The organism is Dyella humi (genome assembly GCF_044904605.1).
GTDB classification, from domain to species: domain Bacteria; phylum Pseudomonadota; class Gammaproteobacteria; order Xanthomonadales; family Rhodanobacteraceae; genus Dyella_B; species Dyella_B humi.
This window is the reverse complement of record NZ_JADIKI010000022.1, coordinates 648,646-666,779: the sequence shown is the minus strand read 5'-3', so window position 1 is coordinate 666,779 and position 18,134 is coordinate 648,646. Positions and strand designations below refer to the sequence as shown.

The window sequence follows — 18,134 nt, the reverse complement described above, 5'->3', positions numbered from 1 at the left end:
GTGCCGCCGATATGACGCGGTGGCAAAACCAAAACCGGCCATGGTCCGTTCTTGCGATCATGGTCGGCTGCGCTTTTTTTCTGTCCGCCCATGCCATCACATTAACGCCCAACGTGGCGGTGTCGCTTGAGCAGACTGAAAACTTACGCACCTCCGATCACGCGCAATTTCTACGCCTGCTAGGAATGCTCAACCAACAAACGTCCAGCATGTCTGCTCATGAACGCTGGCAATTGCGTTATCTCGATGCGTGGCAGGACTCGTTCCAGGGTGACTATGGCAATGCAGACCCTGCGCTTCAGGATGTCATCAAGCATTCCGCCGATCCAGTTCTGGTGACCAAGGCGTCCGCCGTCCTCATGGACGATATGCGTAACAGTAGACGCTACGAACCAGCCTTCGAGTTGGCCAATCAACTAGTGGCCAATCTCCCGAAAACCCGGGACAAACTGGCGCGGTATATGGTGCTGTCCTATGCCTCACAATTGCTGAGGTCAGCGGGACAATACGACCTAGCTGCCACGTACGCGCGGGACATGGCGCAGGCACTTCCGCCGGGAGAGACCCCATGCCAGCCGTGGGCTCAACTGCTCGCCGCGCTTCAAGCCAGCCACAAGCTGACATCGTCCAGCGCAGACATTCAGCGCGGGCTTGAGGCCTGCCAAGCTGCCAAGCTGTCATTATTCACAGAGATCATCGAACTGGTGAAAGGCGATCTTTACCTGGATGAGAATCAGCCGGCCAAGACCGTCGCCTTGCTGAGCGCGATAGCGCCAAGCATTCGTGCAAGCGGGTTTCATTTGGCCATGCTGCACGCCCGGGAACAACTTGCCCGCGCTTACTGGAAACTCGGCGACGACGACAACGCTCGCAAAGCCGCCCTCGCCGTTTTGGCCATCAGTGAACCAGATGACGTGAACGAGTCATTGCGTAATGCCTACCAGGTGCTTTATCTCATCGAGAAGAAACACGGTCGTGCGACCGCAGCGCTAAACTACTATCAACAATATGCCGAACAGAACGCCGGTTATCTCAACGATGTCAGTGCCAGGACGCTGGCCTATGACGTAGCTCAGCAGCACATGCTTGCTGAAAAGCTAGAGACGGAAAAACTAAGCAAGCAGAACAACATCCTTCGATTGCAGCAAACGCTAGCTGCCAAGACGATCGAAACCGGCCGGCTCTACATCGTGCTGCTGCTGGTGCTGCTGGCATCCGTCATCTTCTGGCTGCTTCGCACTAAACGCTCACAGCTTCACTTCCAACGACAGGCCCGTCTCGATGGGCTTACCGGTATCTTCAACCACCAGCACTTCATTAGCGAAGCGCAGCGCGCCACGAATCTGTTGGCACGAAGACAGGGCGATGCCTGCCTGGTATTCATCGACCTTGACTACTTCAAGCAGATCAACGATACCCACGGTCACGCCATCGGCGATGCCGTGTTGAAACACACGGTTTCCATCTGCAAACAGCCATTGCGCGCCACGGACTTGTTCGGCCGTCTTGGCGGCGAGGAATTCGGCATCCTGTTGCTGGATTGCCCACCAGGACAGGGCGCAGTAATCGCCGATCGCATTCGTACGACGATTGAAGCGACGCCGGTCGATATAGACGGACATGTCGTGACGTTCTCCGCCAGCATTGGTCTGGCTTCCACCTTGACGTCCGGCTACGAGTTGAAACGGCTGTGCCGTGACGCCGATGCAGCGCTGTACAGAGCCAAGCACATCGGGCGCAATCGTGTCATCGCCTATGCCGAACACGGCGATTTGTCCAATGCCTTCAATGCCGGAAATGCGGGTTAATAACCTAACTGCGTAGGTTGAGTGCAAAACCCAACATCATTGCGCTGTATATGGCGACGCGGGGTTCACACCCTGACCTACTCACATTGAAGCTGCCGTTCGCTTATCCACTGGAATGCCCCTGAGCAAGCGGCGGGTCATGGAGCCCCAGTTTCCTCAAACACCTTGCTCGGATCACAATAGCGCTTTCCCACCACCCAATTCCCCGACCATGAGCTACCCCGGCCAGACACACTACGCCCAGGAACTGCAATCCATCCGCGACCAAGGTCTGTTCAAGGCCGAGCGCGTGATCACCTCGCCCCAGTCCGCCGAGATCGAGTTGGAAGGCGGCCGCAAAGTGCTGAACTTCTGCGCCAACAACTACCTGGGGCTGGCCGATCACCCTGACGTGATCCAGGCCGCCAAGGAGGCGCTGGACACGCACGGCTTCGGCATGGCCTCGGTGCGCTTCATCTGCGGTACGCAGGATCTGCACAAGCAGTTGGAAAAGAAGATTGCCGACTTTTTCGGTACCGAGGACACGATTCTGTATGCCGCCTGCTTCGATGCGAACGGCGGCCTGTATGAGCCGCTGCTCGGTGAAGAAGACGCTGTCATTTCCGATGCGCTCAATCACGCTTCCATCATCGACGGCATCCGCCTGTGTAAGGCCAAGCGCTTTCGCTACGCCAACTCCGACATGGCCGATCTGGAAAAGCAGTTGCAAGCTGCCGATGCGGCCGGCGCACGTACCAAGCTGATCACCAGCGACGGCGCGTTCTCCATGGACGGCTTCATCGCACCGCTGGACAAGATCACCGCACTGGCAGCGAAGTACAACGCGCTGGTACACATCGACGAATGCCACTGCACCGGCTTCCTCGGTCCTCACGGCCGCGGCTCGGCGGAAGTGCACGGCGTGATGGACAAGATCGACATCTTCACCGGTACCCTCGGCAAGGCGCTCGGCGGCGCGCTGGGCGGCTTCACCACCGGCCACCGTGAAGTCATCGAGATGCTGCGTCAGCGTTCGCGCCCTTACCTGTTCTCCAACTCGCTACCGCCGCACGTGGTTGCCGCCGCGATCAAGGTGTTCGACATGCTGGGCTCGGCTGGCGATCTGCGTGAGCGCGTACAAGAGAACACGCGTTACTTCCGCGAGCAAATGACCAAGGCAGGCTTCGACATCAAGCCCGGCGTACATCCGATCGTGCCCGTAATGGTGTACGACGCCAAGAAAGCGCAGGCGATGGCGACTGCACTGCTCGACGAAGGCATCTACGTCACCGGCTTCTTCTATCCGGTCGTGCCGCAAGGCCAAGCGCGCATCCGCACGCAGATGAGCGCGGCGCATACGCGGGAACATTTGGATCGCGCGATTGCGGCGTTTACCAAAGTAGCGCGTTCGCTGGGTGTGATTGGCTGAATTCACACTTGGGTTGGGGTGAGCGCATGCGAACCCCAATCTACATGACTACGGCAAGCTGCTCAGATCCGCGTGATATGTCCAAGTTTCGGTGCTGCTTGTACGCACTGCGTCGGTGAAATCGTGCAAGGCACTCTGATCATTTGTCAGCAAATCAGCTAGGTCCTTGCGAAAGCCGTCGTAACTGGCCCAGTTCGCACGCGCCACCATCAGCATGTACTGCGGCTTGTCACCACCCGTTACCAGGCGATACCAAGTGTGCGGCGGGGCGCTGGGCGTTAAGGCGAGTACGCGGTGCGCCGCCTGCAAGGCACGCTCGAAACGCGCTTCCGTGCCTGGGCGCAGATCGAAATAGGTAACCTGCACGGTGTCGCTCGGCTTGCGATTCTCCAGCGGCGTACCGAAACTGAGTTCGGGGAGCAACTGATAGGTGAGCTGCGCCTGCGGCGTGACGTAGGGGATGACGTTGACTTGGAAATCCGCGCCGTCCTGTTCGACGTCCACGCGGTGGTCGAAAGCCGCAAACGGTTCGCCCACGCTGGCATCGATGAAGTAGCCGTCGCGCTTGCCGTCCGCCACCGTCCAGCCGTACCAGACCAACGGATCGTGATGGCCGCGATGCCAGCCAAGATGCCGACGATAGCCGTCTTCGAACTTGGCTTGCGCGCCGGGATTCACCTGGTAAACAAAGAAATGTGCGGCCGGACCTTGCTGCGCCTTTACCGGCAAGACGAGCAGCAACACCAATGCAGCGGCAAGTGAACGGTACGTCATGGACATCCTCGTAGGTGGATTATCGAAGCCGCGCCATACTAGGCTTGCCCCTGCTCGCAGAACCATGCGAATCTTTTTGGCTGGATCCGTAAATTTTTTTGGAGCCCGCACGAGCGCAGCCATGAACGTGGAAATGCGTTACCTCCATACCTTCCGTGTGGTCTGCGAAGCGGGCAGCCTGCGTGCGGCATCTAGCGTCCTGCATCGCACCGAGCAGGCAGTGAGCTATCAGTTGCGGAAGCTGGAGGAAGCGCTGGGTATGCCGGTGTTTCAGCGCGGCAACGGCCGGTTGACGCCCAATGCGGCAGGCGAGCGTCTGCTGGCTTTCTGTCGCGACATGGGACGTGATTGGGAGAAGTTGCACGAAGAAATTCGCGATACGGCCGCTTCCGAACCGCCGTTGCGCATTTCGTCCGTCAGTGGATTCGGGCGCTACCAGTTGTTACCGCTGTTTCGCGATGGACCACTGGCCGATATTCCGATCCGCATGCGCTATCCCACTGCAGAGGACGTGGTTCGCCACGTGGAATCGGGCGCTGCCGATATCGGCTTCGTGCATCGCATGGACACGCACGAGCGGCTCAGCCATACGCCGGTCGGTAAGGAAGAAATCGTGCTGATCACTTCGGCACGTTCGCAGCCAGCGCCTTTCCTGGACATCGAGTCGCTGCGCCACGAGGAGTACGTGACGTACGACGAAAGCGACTACGTGTTCGCCACGTGGTTCATGCAGATCGTCGGCACGAACATGACTCGCCTCAACGCGGTCGCCCATTTCGAGGAACTGGAAGAAGTGCTGGACTGGGTCGCTGCAGGTCGCGGCGTATCCATCGTGCCGGCCTCTTGCATGGTCGATCACGAAGCACAGGGCGATGTGATGGCGCTGCGCAAACCGGGCGCCGCGTGTCACAACACTATCTACGCCGTGCTGGACCCGGCGCGCCATCACGCCGCGATCGAGCGGACGCTGCAGGTGGTGCGGGAGCACGCGCAGCTTTAGCAAGCTTGGACGCGTCGGTTGCCATGCCCGCAAGCCGCGTGACCTCTTCCGTAGTGAGATGACGCCAACAGCTTTTGGCAAGATCGCCGAGCGCGAGGTTGCCGATGGCGACGCGGATTAACCGCAAAACACCGATGTTCTGTGCCGCCAGCAAGCGGCGGATATGCCGGTTGCGCCCTTCGTCGAGCACGATTTCCAACCACGCATGCTTTTCGCCTGTGCGCAGCAGCGACACGCGTTTGGCGGCGAGTTGCTCGCCCTTGTCCGTGATGCCGTGGATCATGCGATCGAGCACAGCCTGGTCGGGAATGGTGTCGATCTGCACGTGATAGGTCTTGTCCACGTGATGGCTCGGATCGGTGAGTCGAGCTGCCCACACGCTGTCGTTGGTGAGCAACAGCAGGCCTTCGCTCGCCTTGTCGAGCCGGCCGACTGGCCCGAGCCACGGCAGGGTTGAACTTCCCAACAATTCGTAGACGGTATCGCGGCCACGCTCATCGGCGGCGCTTACCACGATGCCGCGTGGTTTGTTGAGCACGATGTAGACGCGCTCGGCGGCAGCAACCGCTTCACCATCGAGGCAGATGCGCTCGCGTTCGGGATCGGTCGCGCGCTCCGGATCGCGCACGATGCGATCGCCTACGCTCACCCTGCCCTCGCGTACTGCTTTTTCCGCTTGGCTGCGCGAACACAGGCCCAGCTTGCTGAGCACGCGCGCGAGACCGTAGCGCGGAGCTGCGGATTTCGAAGTGGAGAGGCGTGTGCGGGAGGTAGTCATGTGTCAGGCGATTCTTCGTGGCCTGCAAACGATGGCGGGAGCGGTATTGGCGCAAACGGGAATATGGCGCCAAACGATAAAAGAAAAGCCCGGCGTTTGCCGGGCTTTTCCATTGCAACTTGCAGCGGTTCGATTACTGCTGAACCTGCAGTTCCGTACGACGGTTGCGAGCGCGACCTTCGGCGGTCTTGTTGGTGTCGATCGGGCTTTCCATACCATGACCGATCGGACCTTCCAAACGGCTCGGATCGACGCCGTGCGCGGTCAGGTAGTCGTACACGATCTTCGCGCGACGCTCCGACAGGCCCTGGTTGTACTCGGCCTTGCCCACGCTGTCCGTGTAACCGGCCACCACCACCTTCACCTGCGGGTAGCGCTTGAGCGTATCCACCGCCTGGTCCAGGATCGCCAGCGAGTCGCTGCTCGGCACGGCCAGGGCCGGCTCGATGTTGGTCTCGCCCTTCTTCGGACGGTCGAACTTGAAGTTCACGCCCTTCAGATCGATCACCACCTTCTGCGGGCAACCATCCGGACCCACGATCGTGCCTTCCGGCAGATCCGGGCACTTGTTGTCGCACAGGTTCACGCCATTGCGGAACTGCTTGGAGCAGTCCGGCTGCGGCGGCGGGGGCGGCGTGGCCGGAGCGGCCGGAGCCGGCACCGCACCAATCTTCGCCACGATGCTGAAGCCCAGGAACCAGTCGCCGTAACCATTCTTCGCCGGCTGGGTCTTGTCATCCCAGTCGTAGCGGTAGCCGGCTTCCACGCGGAAGTCTGCGCTGTCGGTGATCGACTTGGACACGCCCACGCCAGCTTCGGCTGCCGGCGCCCAATCGCGGCTCAGCGGGTTGTGGTGGTAGCTGCCCATCACGCCGCCCAGCAGGTACGGACGCCAAGCGTTCGCATCACCGAAGAAATAACGGGCCGACAGACCGTAGTTGTTGCTCGACCAGGTGTTGCCCTGACCGAACACCGCCGTGTCCGCACGACGCTTGGTGCGGTCGACGAAAAGCTCCACCGAAACGTTCGGGCTGATGAACTTACCTACCGACAGTCCGTAGTAAATCTGGCGGCTGCGTGTGTTGCGATCGGTGTCGTTGTAGAAACCGCCCACCGTCGGCGCAACGTACCAGCGGTCGTCGAAACCATTCGGCCATGCCGGCGCAGTGCTGCTGCTCGTGCTGCTGCTGGCAGCCGTGTTGTCCTGCGCGTGAACGGCACCTACGCCGCCCAGGGCAAGAGCGATCAAAAAATACAGGCCCTTACGTTTCATCAGGTGTCTCCTCGATTATTGGTGTTCGCGTCCATTCCACCCCAGACGGAAATCGCGCGGCAGAACTTTTAGGTATGCGGGGGACTCAATTCGCTACCCTGCTTGGTGTCCCTAACAGCAAGCGCGGCAGAGTGTAGCAAAACCGTTAAGGGATTCGCACGCCAGTCTTTCACGACGTATCCGGTACCGGTGAAGCTTTGTTCAGCTAATAGCGCACGTTAGTTACCGTACGGATACTGTTCTTTACTTTTCGCATCCGTAAGAAAAAAGCCCGGCATAACGCCGGGCTTTTTTCGTGCAGCTTTTGTCGTTCGATTACTGCTGAACCTGCAGTTCCGTACGACGGTTGCGAGCGCGACCTTCGGCGGTCTTGTTGGTGTCGATCGGGCTTTCCATACCATGACCGATCGGACCTTCCAAACGGCTCGGATCGACGCCGTGCGCGGTCAGGTAGTCGTACACGATCTTCGCGCGACGCTCCGACAGGCCCTGGTTGTACTCGGCCTTGCCCACGCTGTCCGTGTAACCGGCCACCACCACCTTCACCTGCGGGTAGCGCTTGAGCGTATCCACCGCCTGGTCCAGGATCGCCAGCGAGTCGCTGCTCGGCACGGCCAGGGCCGGCTCGATGTTGGTCTCGCCCTTCTTCGGACGGTCGAACTTGAAGTTCACGCCCTTCAGATCGATCACCACCTTCTGCGGGCAACCATCCGGACCCACGATCGTGCCTTCCGGCAGATCCGGGCACTTGTTGTCGCACAGGTTCACACCGTTGCGGAACTGCTTGGAGCAATCCGGCTGCGGCGGCGGGGGCGGCGTGGCCGGAGCGGCCGGAGCCGGCACCGCACCAATCTTCGCCACGATGCTGAAGCCCAGGAACCAATCGCCGTAACCATTCTTCGCCGGCTGGGTCTTGTCGTCCCAGTCGTAGCGGTAGCCAGCTTCCACGCGGAAGTCTGCACTGTCGGTGATCGACTTCGACACACCAACGCCACCTTCGGCCGCCGGTGCCCAGTCACGGCTCAGCGGGTTGTGGTGGTAGCTGCCCATAACGCCGCCCAACAGGTACGGGCGCCACGAATTCACATCACCGAAGAAGTAGCGCGCCGACACACCGTAGTTGTTGCTCGACCACGTGTTGCCTTGACCAAACACGCGAGTATCTGCGCGACGCTTGGTGCGATCAACGAACAGTTCCACTGACACGTTCGAGCTGACGAACTTACCCACCGACAGACCGTAATAAATCTGGCGGCTGCGCGTGTTGCGATCGGTGTCGTTGTAGTAGCCGCCCACCGTCGGGGCAACGTACCAGCGGTCGTCGAAACCATTCGGCCATGCCGGCGCAGTGCTGCTGCTCGTGCTGCTGCTGGCAGCCGTGTTGTCTTGCGCGTGAACGGCACCTACGCCGCCCAGGGCAAGAGCGATCAGAAAATACAGGCCCTTACGTTTCATCAGGTGTCTCCTCTTCTTAATAAGTAGGGCAGTCATCCCGCCAAGACAAAAATCGCTTCGTCACGCCACGCTGTGCGGCAAACGAAATTCCTGCGATGACCAATACCCGGCGCGAGCGAGTTTAACAAATTCTAAACGACTTGCAAAATGACCGCTGAAGGCTTGCCTGCCCGGAGACGGCCACTTCCTACCCCTACACCAGCTCCTCGGTTTGGCCCACGCCAAACCGAGGCTCTGCCCCACTGTCTTAAGATTCTCTGCTTACGATGTCGTCACAGCGTGAAGAGACCCAGGAAAGCCTGGATCGGCATGGCATCCAGCTTGGCCGGATCGGCCGTGGCCTCCAGGATGGCCTTGACTCTGTGCGACGGCAAATGGCCGCGCATGGCCGCCTCGAACTTCTTCAGCAGCACCGGGATGCCCTCGGCGCGGCGCTTGCGGTGGCCGATCGGGTAGTCGATGGAGACCTTCTCGGTGCTGGAGCCATCCTTAAAGAACACTTGCACGGCGTTGCCGATGTAGCGCTTCTCGGGGTCGAAGTAGTCCTTGGTGAACTGCGGGTTCTCGGTCACCACCATCTTCTCGCGCAGCGCGTCGATGCGCGGATCGGCGGCAACGTCATCGTTGTAATCCTCGGCAGTGAGGCGGCCAAAGATCAGCGGTACCGCAACCATGTATTGGATGCAGTGGTCGCGGTCGGCGTAATTGGCCAGCGGGCCGGTCTTGTCGATGATGCGGCAGCCGGCTTCTTGGGTTTCGATCACCACCTTCTCGATCTGGTCCAGCTTGCCGCCAATCTGCGCATGCAGCTTCATGGCGCACTCCACCGCGGTTTGTGCGTGGAACTCGGCGGGGAAGCTGATCTTGAACAGCACGTTCTCCATCACGTAGCTGCCGAACGGACGCTCGAACTCGAACGGCTTGCCTTTGAACGCGACGTCGTAGTAGCCCCAGGTCTTGGCGCTGAGCGCGGAGGGGTAGCCCACCACACCGCGATACACCGCATTGATGGCATGCGTGACCGCGCGCCGGCAAGCGTCGCCGGCGGCCCAACTCTTACGCGGCCCGGTGTTCGGCGCATGGCGATAGGTGCGCAGCGCGCCGTTGTCGATCCAACTGTGCGACACGGCGGTGGTGATTTGCTCCTTGCTGCCGCCCAGCATGGCCGTAGCGACCGCGGTGGACGCCAAGCGCACCAGGATCACGTGATCCTGGCCGACGCGGTTGTAGCTATTGAGCAGCGCGTAGCAGCCCTGGATTTCATGCGCCTTGATCGCGTAGGCGAGTACATCGCGCACACTCAGCGCCTGGCCACCTTCGCGCTCGGCCTTGCGGCTCAAATAATCGGCCACGGCCAGAATCGCCCCCAGGTTGTCGGACGGATGACCCCACTCGGCCGCCAGCCAGGTGTCGTTGAAATCCAGCCAGCGGATCTGCGTGCCGATCGCGAACGCGGCCTGCACCGGATCCAGCTCGTGGCTGGTGCCTGGCACACGCGCACCACCCGGCAATGTGGCGCCCGGCACCATTGGTCCCAGGTGCTTGACGCATTCGGGAAACTTCATGGCCATCATCGCGGTGGCCAGCGAGTCGAGCAGCATGTAGCGCGCGGTGTCGTACGCCTCCGTCGAATCGATCCGGTAATCGGCGACGTAGTTGGCGATGTCGACCATCGGCTGATCGGGATCGGGGCGCTTGGCGGAACGGATGTCGTGCGCGCTCATGGGGGAGTCTCGCGGTAAGGGAAAACGGAAATTGTAGCGGGGAACCTGCAGCAGGACATGCTGCACGCGCGCCACGCTTGACCGGCCCCACCTGCCCACCCACAATCCCCGCACCACCCAAAGGGGAGTAGTTCCGGACGCGGGCTTTTCCGCATCCGCGCGGCGATCGTCATCACGAGCGACACATCGCTCCGGGCGCCGTGGCAGCCAGGCTGAGAACGAGACTTTTGCGGTGACAGTGGGGCCTTGCGCGCGTCCCGTTGTCATCGCTTGAGTCCGGCGCGCCAAGGAACTGCATGATGCTCTCCACTCACCTGCTTTCGGATCTGCTCACCATCGTCCTGCTAGACCTGGTGCTGGCAGGCGACAACGCGATCGTGATTGCTCTCGCCGCGCGCAACCTCGCTCCGCCATTGCAAAAACGCGCGGTGATCTGGGGCACGCTCGGCGCCATCATCGTGCGCATCGCCATGACCGTGGTGGTGGTGTATCTGCTGGAACTGCCGGGGCTGATGCTGGCGGGGGGCCTGCTGTTGCTGCCGATCGCCTGGAAGCTGCTCAAGCCTGGGCGAGATGACCGCGACAACCTTGCCCCCGCGGCTGGCTTCTGGGCGGCGCTACGCACCATCGTCGTCGCCGACGTACTGATGGGGCTGGACAACGTGCTGGCGATTGCCGGTGCCGCCAAGGGACACATGGGCCTGGTGGTGATCGGCCTTTTGATCAGCATTCCGTTGGTGGTGTGGGGATCCACGCTGATCCTCAAGCTGATCCAGCGTTTCCCTATCATCATCTACGTCGGTGCCGGCGCGATCGCGTGGACGGCGGGCCGCATGATCAGTCACGAAACACTGTGGCGCGCGTGGTTCGACGCGCATGGCTGGATGAAGCACGTGCTGGAAATCGGCCTGGTGTTGATCGTGTGCGGCGGCAGCTATCTGCTCAATCGCCGCCGAACCGCTTGAGGCCACGTGCACCGCGCGCGACACCGCGTGCGCGAATCGCATTCAGCACCATCGTGATGATCAGAACATCATCGGCACGCGAACGATCACCGTCGCATCCGGTGTATCGCGCGTTACGCCAACGCCCAGCGTGATGTTCAAGGTACGCTTGTCGCTGAAGCGATACGAGCCGCCGATGAGCAACGAGCCTAGCCATACCTTGGTCGAGCCAGGCACCTTGCGTCCGGATTCGTAGGTGCTGCCGACGAAGGTCTGGTCATAGCCAATGCTGAGGGAGGCCTTGTCGTTCAGCGCCATGCCCATGCCGATGCTGACATCCGCCTCATTGCCCATTTTCACGTTGCCGAGAAACTGCCTGCCGCCGAGCAGGATATTTTCGTAAACATTGTGCCGTTCAACGTTATAGAGGTAACTGAAGTTGCCGAAGAACACGACGGGGTCCGACGGGAACAACCAGGTCAAGCCCGGCTGTATGGTGTAGAAGCCGGTGCCGGTAGGTTGCTGGACGGGCAAGCCGGTGCCGGTGAGATTCTGCACGCAGCGCGTTACGCAATCGGTCACCACTTCGAACGGGTCCTTGCCGGTGCGCGATTTGAAGCGCAGCCAGCCGATGTAATAGGCCTTATCCGCGCCACCGTTGTTGATCTGGTAGCGCAACGTCGCCTCGATGTCGCCCAGACCCTTACCACTAGAGCCGAACACGTTGTCTTCGGCCGAGCCGGTAAGCACTTCGCGGCTCACGGTATCGGTGTGCGTGTCGACGTAGGGAATGCGCACCTCCAGTTCCATGCGATTGGTGATGCCATAGCGCCCGGTGAGAATCGCCGTCTCCGTGGTGCTGCGCACTTGGCGCACGTCGATCAATCCGATCAAGATTGCAGGAATGATGGTGTAGCCCACCAGCGCGACACGATCGGCCGTGGAGTAACCGAACTGGTACGTCGGCTCCACGACAATCTTTCCCTTGGGCGTCAGCACGCCGGGTTGTTGGAAGATCGGCGCCACTTCGGGTGGACGCGAGTTCTCGACTGGCGCCTGCCCAACGGGCGTAGCGGGCGTTGCAGTTCCTTGCTGCGCCGCTTGCATATCGATGGAGGCGTCCGACGACGGCATCGGCAATGCCGTGGCGCCCCCGCCACCAGCAGCGATATTGCCGCCACGCTGTCCTGCCAGCACATCCATGCCTACCGCATGGCGCAATGCCCGGTAATCGGCTTCCTGTTGCGCAAGCTGGCGCTGCAGGGCTTCGATCTGCCCACGCATGACATCGATCCGCGCGCCCTGCTCTGCCAAGCGCTGCCGGATCGCTGGCGACGATGAATCGTCGCCGCTCGATGGTGTCGCATCCTGTGCGAAAACGACACCGCAAAACGCCATGAGACTGGCGCAACTGGTCGCGCAAAGCCATGGTTTGGCTTTGGATACGCGTTTCGTACTCCGGTCCATCTCGTTCATATTGTTTCCCCCGGCGAAGCACTACTGCCGCGTGGCGTCAATGCGACAGCGCCTGCAGTTGCTGCGCGGCCTGCAGGCTTTGCTGCAGTCCTTGGTTGCGCATGGCATTGAGCGCGTTAATCGCAACATTCAGTGTGGTGATACTGCGAATGACCTGGTTGTTCACCGTGTTCTGGATCACCGTCGCCGCGCTCGCCTGCGTCGCGGACGATGGAATGATGGTGCTGGTGACGACCGGGTTGTTCAGTGCGTTCTGGACAACGGTCGCGGCACTGCTCTGCGCCGGTTGAGAGGCCGCGGAAGCAACCTGACTGACCGCGCCGGTTTGCACGCTCGGCGTCTGTGTCGATGCCGGTGTCACTTTTGTCGCACTCGCCTGTGTCGTGGTGGAGGAAGGATCGAACGTATTGCCAGAGCCGATCTGCACATTCACAGTGCTGAGCGCCGTGGCCAGCGACAACGCCTGCTGCGTGGTGATATGCGCGATGTCCGGAATCGACACATTGATGTAGGTCACCAAGTTTCCGTCGACGTACACCGCACGCTGGATACCGAACGATACTTGCAGCCCGTTACCCAGATCGAAGCCGCCGCGTACCGCAGCGAGCCGATCCGCAGAGATCGGCATGCCAAACCCCTCGACGGAATGTGGCGCTGCCGGGCGATCTTGCGCATGCACCATCGCGGCACAGCTCAGCAAACCAAGACATCCCATTACGCGCAACGAGAGACCGGAACTGTTCATAGGTCACCTCATATATCGCCAGGTCCATATTTGTGCATGGTGATCGTGTCCAGCCCGCGCCGGTCGATGCCCACGCCCAGTGGTGCGATTGGCGCGTTGCGCCAGTCGCTGTCGGTGTTGAAATGTGCCAAGTCGCGTCGGTTGTGGATCACGAACACCAGTCCGTTCTTCCACAATTGATCAAAGCGATCTTCTGGAATCGCCCGCGTGCCACGCGCGGGATCGCCCAGTAGCACGCGCCCGTAGCGCACGCCCTTCACCACCACAAAATGGTGGTAGCCGCGATCCTCGATCAGCACGATCGCCGGCAGGTTCGCCTGTTGCAACTGCTGGAGATTGGCGTGAAAACCATCGGCATCGAAGCCGATGCTCTCGAGATAAAGCTTGATATCCAACAGCGAGAATCCTTCCTTGTTGATCTTCTTGCGGTCGCCATGTGTGTACATCTGTTCGAACACGATCTGTTCGTTGACCGGATAGTCGTACTGGTAGGTCAACAGCGTCGCCACTGCGGCCGAACCGCAACTGAAGTCGTATCGCTGATGAATGGTGTTGCGATACTTCACCTCTTTCATCGTGGTGATGTGCAGCCTGTACGTCTGCCCCGCGTTGTCGTTGAGCGCCATGTTGCCGGCGCGCAGCGAGGCCGCCGGAACGAGCGCGAGCAGAAGTACGACCAGCGCTGGCAGTGCCTGCTTCATGGTTTCAGTTGCACATTGACGATCACACCGGTCTGGATCAGCACGTTGTTGCCGGTGTTCTGCACGATCGACGGCAAACCCGTTGCACCGGAGAGCGAATTGCCGCTCACCGAATTGCTGCCGGTGCTGAGATTGGAAGCCGTGTCGCCGGTGACGGTGCCGGTGATCGTCTGGTTGTTCTGCACCAGGCTGCCACCGCTGTAGCGTTCCAACGTACCGGTGCTCACCGCCTCACCGAAACCAACCAGCATGACGGGTCGTGTGGCCGGCTGGACGCTGACACGCGACGCATCACCGACCTTTCCCGGCGGATTTGCCGCCAGCGCTCCCCCTGTGATGCACAACAGCGCCAGCCCTGTTATTACGGGTCTTGAACGAGCCATGGCACTACTCCGATGGTGTTTGGCGCATCGCATACGGCCCCGCACCAGCCGGTGCCCCGCTTCACCGGTTAGCTCAAACAACATGGCGGAGCGATGCGTGCTCCGCCATGTCGATCAGCCGTACATCAATGGCCGCCCACCGCCAGATTGGCCTGCACAGTCACGCCCTGCTGGATCAGTGCCGCTGCGCCGCTGTTCTGCGCAATGGTCGTGATACCCGCTGCGGCTGCTGCCGTGCTGGTCATGCTGTTGGCCATGTCGAAGGAGCCAGCATCCGCAGAAGTGCTTCCGCCATTGCCGCCACTACCACCCGACGCACCGCTGCCTGCGCCGCCTGCGCTGGCACCGCCGTCACCGCCTGCCGCACCGTTGCCACCCGCGCTTGCCACCATGCCGCTGGTACCGCCGGTCGAACTGCTGCTGCCGCTGGTGCCGGTCGCTGCACCGGCCGAGCCCGCGCCACCCATCGAAGCGGTATAGCCTGCCGAAGCGTTTCCGCTTCTGTGTTTGCCGTTGGCATCTACATCACTGCCACTGCTATCGGCAGCACCACCCACTCCAGCGCTAACGCCCAGCGCGTCACCACTGCTGGAGCCGGATCCGCCGGCGTGGCCGCTGTGCGCGTAGGAATTCCCACCTGCACCACCGTTGCCGCCGCTGCCGCCGGCACTGGCGCCACCCCAGCCGCCGCCGCCTTTTCCACCCCGTCCACCGTTGGCGTTGCCGTTATCGGTAGCACTGTTGCCTACACCCGATACCGAAACGTCGGAGACTGCGCCATTCAATGTGGTGTTGGCCACTGCCGTGCTGGTATTGAAGGCGTCGTTGACCGATGAATACGCCGTGCCGCCGTTATTGGCTGCAGCGGTACCCAAGCCATCGCTATACACATCACCACTGTTATTGCGATCGTTGCCGCTGGTGGTGACGTTCTTGCTGTGTGTGCTGTAGTTGTTGTCCTGATTGGAGTTGTTGTTATAGGAGTGCGAGTTGTGTTGAGCCATGGCCGGGAGAGCAAGTCCCAAGCCAAGCGTCAATGCCGTGAAAAGAAGAGTCTTGCGCATAAATATTCCTCCCGGAACGGATGCGGTGATCCCCTGCTTTTTTGCTGCTGGCAGCTCTTGTGTATGGCAAACCGCATGCCATGCAGGAATAACCTGCACGACCTCCTCTGTATTCATAAGAATCAACACATTGCGCAGGAGGCGTCGCGGCTGCGCGAACGCTCTTTCATCGGCGACTGCTACATACGCGCAACAGTTCCGGCGCCTTGATCCAGCGCATTAGCACAGCGCGCTTGGATATGCGCTGCGGAAACAGTGTGTTACTGCGCGCCACCGCGCTGCACTGCGAGTGTATCGTCGGTGCAACATTTCAACGCTGGCTGAGCGCTTTTCTGCACGAGCTCGGTGCAGACCGCGTGAAGAATAGGTACAACAAACGTTCCCTCTCCTGAAGGAGAGGGAACAAACATACGAATCAGCGCTTCTCGATCGGCGTATAGCTGCGGTCTTCAGGGCCAATGTAGTTGGCGCTGGGGCGGATGATCTTGCCGTCTTCACGCTGCTCGATCACGTGTGCGCTCCAGCCGGACGTGCGTGAAATCACGAACAGTGGCGTGAACATCGCCGTGGGCACACCCATCATGTGGTAGGCGCTGGCCGAGTACCAGTCGAGGTTGGGGAACATTTTTTTCAGTTCCCACATCACCTTCTCGATGCGCTCGGACACTTCGAACAAGATGGGATTACCACCTTCCGAGCAAAGCTTGCGCGAGATTTCCTTGATGATCTCGTTGCGCGGATCGGACACGGTGTACACCGGATGCCCGAAGCCGATGATGATTTCCTTGCGCTCCACTCGCGCGCGGATGTCTGCCTCGGCATCAGCCGCATTGCGATACCTGGCAATGATGTCCATGGCCACTTCATTGGCGCCACCGTGCTTGGGACCACGCAACGCGCCGATCGCGCCGGTGATGGCGGAATACATGTCCGAACCCGTACCAGCGATTACACGCGCGGTGAATGTGGACGCGTTGAACTCGTGCTCGGCATACAGCACCAGCGAACGGTCCAGCGACTGCGCATGCAGCTCGCTCGGCTTCTTGCCGTGCAGCAGGTGCAGGAAATGCGCGGCGATCGTTTCGTCCTCGGTTTCCGTTTCGATGCGCTTGCCGTTGTGGCTGAAGTGGTACCAGTACAGCAACATGGAGCCGAAGCTGGCCATCAGGCGATCGGCTATGTCGCGCGCGCCGGTGACGTTGTGATCTTCTTTCTCTGGCAGCACCGTGCCCAGCATCGAGCAACCGGTGCGCATGACGTCCATGGGGTGCGTGGCGGCCGGCAGCAGTTCCAGCGCGCTCTTTACCGGCGCCGGCAGGCCCCGCAAGCGCTTGAGCTTGGCCCTGTACGCATTCAATTCGGCCCAGTTCGGCAGCACGCCGTGCACCAAGAGGTACGCCACTTCTTCGAAGCAGCCCTTGGCGGCCAAGTCGTGGATGTCGTAACCGCGATAATGCAAGTCGTTGCCGCTGCGGCCGACCGTGCACAGCGCGGTATTGCCCGCCGCCACGCCCGAAAGGGCAACAGATTTCTTCGGCTTGGGGGCGGTTGCGGATTGCTCGCTCATTGGTAGTGCTCCAGGGTGCGATACATCGAGTGTGACCGCTGGGGAAGCGGCCACGGAAACGTTGATTACTTCTTGCCTGCAAACAATTCGTCGAGCTTCTTCTCGAAATCGTGGTAGCCGATGCGGTCGTAGAGTTCCTCGCGCGTCTGCATCATGTCGACCACATTGCGCTGGTGGCCGTCGCGGCGAATAGCCTGGTAGACCGTTTCGGCAGCCTTGTTCATGGCGCGGAACGCTGAAAGCGGATACAGCACAATGCCCACGCCCGCGGTGCTCAGCTCATCGACGCTGAGCAGCGGTGTCTGGCCGAACTCGGTGATATTGGCAAGCACCGGCACCTTCACCGCATCGACGAAGCGACGATAGGTAGGAAGATCGTAGGCAGCTTCGGCAAAGATGCCGTCGGCGCCCGCCTCCACACACGCCAGCGCGCGCTCGATGGCGGCATCTACGCCCTCCACCGCAATGGCATCGGTGCGCGCGATCAGGAAAAAGTTGGCATCGGTCTTGGCATCCGCAGCCGCTTTCACGCGATCGGCCATTTCGCCGGCCGACACGATTTCCTTGCCGGGACGATGGCCGCAACGCTTCGCGCCGACCTGATCTTCGATATGACATGCCGCCGCGCCGAACTTGATCAGGCTTTTCACCGTGCGCGCAATATTGAACGCGCTGGGACCGAAGCCGGTGTCTATATCCACCATCAGCGGTAGATCGCACACGTCGGTGATGCGGCGCACGTCGGTGAGCACGTCATCGAGCGTATTGATGCCCAGATCCGGCATTCCCAGCGAACCCGCCGCCACGCCGCCACCGGAAAGATAGATGGCACGATAGCCGGCGCGCTTGGCGAGCAAGGCATGGTTCGCATTGATGGCACCGATCACCTGCAGGGGCTTTTCGGCGGCAAGCGCAGCGCGGAAACGGCTGCCGGCGGAATCGAGCTGGGTCATTGCGGTTCTCCGAAACGGAAAATTGTAAGCGATGTGTCAGCACGGCCATGTCGCGGCGCAGTAAGCGCATGCACGCGATGC

The 18,134-nt window shown here is 60.8% G+C and carries 16 protein-coding genes; 4 read left to right on the top strand and 12 right to left on the bottom strand.

All coding sequences use genetic code 11. The features are described 5' to 3' along the window. The first annotated feature begins 11 nt into the window (after window positions 1–11). Together ISP18_RS08035 and kbl are read left to right on the top strand one after the other, a co-directional pair. Window positions 12–1,808 (top strand): tetratricopeptide repeat-containing diguanylate cyclase, encoded by a 1,797-nt coding sequence (locus ISP18_RS08035; RefSeq protein ID WP_380009185.1) that lies wholly within the window; start codon window positions 12–14, stop codon window positions 1,806–1,808. A gap of 211 nt (window positions 1,809–2,019) precedes the next feature. After that, window positions 2,020–3,216, top strand: a complete 1,197-nt coding sequence (gene kbl, locus ISP18_RS08030) for a glycine C-acetyltransferase (RefSeq protein WP_380009182.1) — start codon at window positions 2,020–2,022, stop codon at window positions 3,214–3,216. A gap of 48 nt (window positions 3,217–3,264) precedes the next feature. Here kbl and ISP18_RS08025 read toward each other — a convergent pair whose 3' ends face one another. After that, on the bottom strand, window positions 3,265–3,990 hold the full coding sequence (locus ISP18_RS08025) for a hypothetical protein (RefSeq protein WP_380009179.1): 726 nt from the start codon (window positions 3,988–3,990) through the stop codon (window positions 3,265–3,267). A gap of 121 nt (window positions 3,991–4,111) precedes the next feature. On the opposite strand from ISP18_RS08025, the gene ISP18_RS08020 reads away from it, so the two are divergent. Next, window positions 4,112–4,990 (top strand): LysR family transcriptional regulator, encoded by an 879-nt coding sequence (locus tag ISP18_RS08020; protein WP_380009176.1) that lies wholly within the window; start codon window positions 4,112–4,114, stop codon window positions 4,988–4,990. Here the strand turns inward: ISP18_RS08020 and ISP18_RS08015 are convergent. From ISP18_RS08015 to ISP18_RS08000, 4 genes are all read right to left on the bottom strand, one after another. After that, the gene (locus ISP18_RS08015) at window positions 4,905–5,768 is read right to left on the bottom strand and encodes a pseudouridine synthase (protein WP_380009173.1); all 864 of its coding nucleotides are present in this window, start codon (window positions 5,766–5,768) and stop codon (window positions 4,905–4,907) included. The two genes, ISP18_RS08020 and ISP18_RS08015, sit on opposite strands and share 86 nt — an antisense overlap. Window positions 5,769–5,901: 133 nt before the next feature. Then, window positions 5,902–7,041, bottom strand: coding sequence for an OmpA family protein (locus ISP18_RS08010; RefSeq protein ID WP_380009170.1), 1,140 nt, complete (start codon window positions 7,039–7,041; stop codon window positions 5,902–5,904). A gap of 315 nt (window positions 7,042–7,356) precedes the next feature. Beyond that, on the bottom strand, window positions 7,357–8,496 hold the full coding sequence (locus ISP18_RS08005; RefSeq protein ID WP_404559326.1) for an OmpA family protein: 1,140 nt from the start codon (window positions 8,494–8,496) through the stop codon (window positions 7,357–7,359). A gap of 272 nt (window positions 8,497–8,768) precedes the next feature. Continuing rightward, complete coding sequence (locus tag ISP18_RS08000) at window positions 8,769–10,220, bottom strand: bifunctional 2-methylcitrate dehydratase/aconitate hydratase (protein ID WP_380009163.1); 1,452 nt, start codon at window positions 10,218–10,220, stop codon at window positions 8,769–8,771. Window positions 10,221–10,519: 299 nt separating this feature from the next. On the opposite strand from ISP18_RS08000, the gene ISP18_RS07995 reads away from it, so the two are divergent. Further along, window positions 10,520–11,185 (top strand): TerC family protein, encoded by a 666-nt coding sequence (locus ISP18_RS07995; RefSeq protein ID WP_380010979.1) that lies wholly within the window; start codon window positions 10,520–10,522, stop codon window positions 11,183–11,185. 60 nt (window positions 11,186–11,245) lie between these two features. Here the strand turns inward: ISP18_RS07995 and ISP18_RS07990 are convergent, their stop codons facing one another. The 7 genes from ISP18_RS07990 to prpB all read right to left on the bottom strand — a co-directional run bounded on the left by ISP18_RS07990 (window position 11,246) and on the right by prpB (window position 18,053). Next, window positions 11,246–12,448, bottom strand: coding sequence for an acetate kinase (locus ISP18_RS07990; RefSeq protein ID WP_380009160.1), 1,203 nt, complete (start codon window positions 12,446–12,448; stop codon window positions 11,246–11,248). Window positions 12,449–12,677: 229 nt separating this feature from the next. Beyond that, a complete protein-coding gene (locus ISP18_RS07985) occupies window positions 12,678–13,385 on the bottom strand; it encodes a RodZ family helix-turn-helix domain-containing protein (RefSeq protein ID WP_404559322.1) in 708 nt (235 codons plus the stop codon). Window positions 13,386–13,393: 8 nt separating this feature from the next. Further along, window positions 13,394–14,086 carry a C39 family peptidase gene (locus ISP18_RS07980; RefSeq protein ID WP_380009154.1) on the bottom strand — a complete coding sequence of 231 codons (693 nt, stop codon included), beginning with the start codon at window positions 14,084–14,086 and terminating at the stop codon, window positions 13,394–13,396. Continuing rightward, window positions 14,083–14,469 carry a hypothetical protein gene (locus tag ISP18_RS07975; protein WP_380009151.1) on the bottom strand — a complete coding sequence of 129 codons (387 nt, stop codon included), beginning with the start codon at window positions 14,467–14,469 and terminating at the stop codon, window positions 14,083–14,085. The genes ISP18_RS07980 and ISP18_RS07975 overlap by 4 nt, the downstream gene beginning before the upstream one ends. A gap of 125 nt (window positions 14,470–14,594) precedes the next feature. Beyond that, a complete protein-coding gene (locus tag ISP18_RS07970) occupies window positions 14,595–15,533 on the bottom strand; it encodes a hypothetical protein (protein WP_380009148.1) in 939 nt (312 codons plus the stop codon). Window positions 15,534–15,948: 415 nt separating this feature from the next. After that, entirely contained in the window at window positions 15,949–17,100 is a 1,152-nt protein-coding gene (prpC, locus tag ISP18_RS07965) for a bifunctional 2-methylcitrate synthase/citrate synthase (RefSeq protein ID WP_380009145.1), read from the bottom strand. 65 nt (window positions 17,101–17,165) lie between these two features. Next, window positions 17,166–18,053 (bottom strand): methylisocitrate lyase, encoded by an 888-nt coding sequence (gene prpB / locus ISP18_RS07960; protein ID WP_380009142.1) that lies wholly within the window; start codon window positions 18,051–18,053, stop codon window positions 17,166–17,168. Window positions 18,054–18,134 lie beyond the last annotated feature (81 nt).